Origin of the sequence: Bacteroides sp. CAG:189, assembly GCF_000432295.1 — a bacterium.
In the GTDB taxonomy this organism is placed as follows: Bacteria; Bacteroidota; Bacteroidia; order Bacteroidales; family Bacteroidaceae; genus Bacteroides; species Bacteroides salyersiae.
Map to the genome: position 1 here is coordinate 1 of NZ_HF991065.1, position 2,586 is coordinate 2,586.

Here is a 2,586-nt window from a genome sequence, read left to right on the forward strand (position 1 = left end):
TGTTACGCATGATAGGAATAAAAAATATTATCGCCACAGTACACACAACGGCCGATATTTATCCAAATCTAAAATTAGTTCATTTCATCCAAAAGCACTGCGTACGTGTATTTACATGTATCACTCAAACAGCAGAAAAATCTTTCTTTGGTAATTCATGTATGTACACACAACAAACAGTACTAAAGAAGAGAAACCACTTCACCATCTACAATACATTACCTTCATATATACAAACTCGCAAAGAGAAACGCGATTTTTCCTCACCTATTACATTAGGGGTAGTGAGCCGGTTAGAAAAAATTAAAGGTATGGATTTAGTAATTCCTGCTTTTGCACAAATCCAAAAAAGACATCCAGACACTCGTTTATTAATAGTTGGAGACGGTTTACAGAAAGTATTTATGCAAAAGCAAGCAAAAGATTTACATGTTAGCGAGCACATTACATGGACAGGTAGAAAAGATCAGAATCAATTACAAGCATATTATGATAAAATACACATTTTACTAATGCCTTCGCGTAGTGAAGGATTCGGATTGACAGCCATCGAAGGGATGGCACGAGGATGCATAGTAGTAGCATCAAACACAGGAGGACTATCAGAAGTTGTGAAAGATAAAGAGGTAGGATTGTTGCATGAAAAAGAGAATATCGAAGACATAGCAAAAACCATTAACAGACTAATTGAGACCCCTCTATTATTGAAACAATTATCTGAAAACGCAATCACTTACATTGACAAATTTTCACAAAGAAATTTTCAAGAATTAATAAAAGATCTATATAACAAAATATGAATCTGATTATCAATTTTGTCATTTTAATTATCTTGTGTGTAACTTCTCTACAAATTTACACAAGAAATTTTAATGCTAAAAGATTAGTTACTCATCCTTTGGCAAAAAGATATAAATACAGACTCAATAGAAATATGTATTTACTCATCTTCATTGTCTGTACAGCTCCCTTTTTCTTAGGCTCATTTTCATTAGCTAAATATGGATTTTATTTCATATTTTTACTCTATTTAATCATAAACAATAAAATCTCCATCAAAATAGACATTATTGTCACTTGTTATCTCTTATTCTATATCTGGCTATTAATAAGTTTAAGCTATAGTACAAGCATATACAATGGAATTATGCTATTAATTAAATATATATTTCCCCTTTTATTTTTATGGTTAGGATATAGCTCTATTAAAGATAAATATACATTATATTATTTTTTAAAATCAGTCAACAAATCGGCAATGATTTATGCATTACTCATTGGAGGAGTTAGTGCTATATTTATGCCTTGGATCTATTATTCAACTTTTGGTGATATTTTTTTGAAATATGCAGGATTAGCAGATTATTTCACATCCATATTTATAATTCCATTTATCCTTTTTTGGATTACCCAAAAGAAAATATATATAATGTGTGCATTATGGCTAATACTATCAACTATTTTAGAATCCGTAAGAACAGGATTAGGAGGAATGTTTCTCGTGGGATTATCTTTCTATTTCTTCAAATACAAACTGAAGTCACTCCCATATATTGCTCTCGCAATTAGCATATTTATTGGAATAATTATATTTATACCAGAAGTAAATCAAAAAATGTTTGGAGATAAAGCCGGCAAAATTAATGCCCGTGATATTATCCAGAAAGACGCGCTTAGTCTTGACAACATTCAAACATCAGGTCGAAGCCATTTGTGGGAAATCAACCTTACAAAATTTTATGAACCACATCCATTAATTGGCTCAGGATTAGGAACAACAATAGATTTCATGAAAAAAAGAGCAGCAAAAGAACATACCATCGCTTTACTGCACAATGATTATGTACAAATACTATGCGAAACAGGTATTATAGGTATAATCTTTTTAGTACTTTTCTATCTATCAATCATTTGTAAAGTATTTTACTACACTTGGGTTATCCAAAGCAATACATGGATTAAGATCAGTGGAATAATGGCTATATCCAGCATAATAGGGATTGCTTTTTCCATGTTCTTTGATAACATAGTATCACATTCAATGACTTCATTAATAAACCCATTTATTTTCATTGGATTCTTTCTAAAATTCATTGACTTACAAAAGTTAAACAATCACCAATGATAAGTACATATCTTAGTAAAAAACTAAGCATTATATCCTTTTTTTTAATTATACTTGTGGTATTATTACATGCTCAGATGCTCTCTCTTTCATCTGGAGTCAATAAAATAATTCAAACGATTATAACACAAGAAATAACAAGGATTGCTGTACCACTATTTTTTAGTATATCCGGATTTCTTTTCTTCAGGAACTACAAAACTCCTTTCAATGTGTTTTACATAAAAAAATTGAATAGTAGAATTCGTAGTATTCTTATCCCATATCTTTTAACTTCCATAATAGGAATTACAATATTATATATCATACAGTTAATCCCTTATACAGAGCCTTTTTTCATAAAACAGAAGATTGAAGACTATACATTCCATGAAATAATAAAAAGTGTATTTTGGAGTCCGGTAGTTAGTTATCAATTATGGTTCTTGATAGTTTTATTCATTCTTATACTAACCAGCCCA

General features: G+C 30.2%; 3 protein-coding genes. All 3 read left to right on the forward strand.

Annotated elements, in window-relative coordinates:
* Positions 1-800 (forward strand): glycosyltransferase (locus QVP90_RS09310; RefSeq protein ID WP_288204189.1); only part of this gene is annotated, 800 nt, incomplete at its 5' end.
* A gap of 347 nt (positions 801-1,147) precedes the next feature.
* On the forward strand, positions 1,148-2,125 hold the full coding sequence (locus QVP90_RS09315) for an O-antigen ligase family protein (protein ID WP_264380955.1): 978 nt from the start codon (positions 1,148-1,150) through the stop codon (positions 2,123-2,125).
* Positions 2,122-2,586: acyltransferase family protein (locus tag QVP90_RS19875; RefSeq protein ID WP_369678144.1), on the forward strand; the 465-nt coding region annotated here is incomplete at its 3' end. The genes QVP90_RS09315 and QVP90_RS19875, both read left to right, overlap by 4 nt.

Coding starts and splice junctions, on each gene's coding strand:
- QVP90_RS09315 (WP_264380955.1), top strand. CDS start 1,148: ATGCTATTAATTAAATATATATTTCCCCTTTTATTTTTATGGTTAGGA.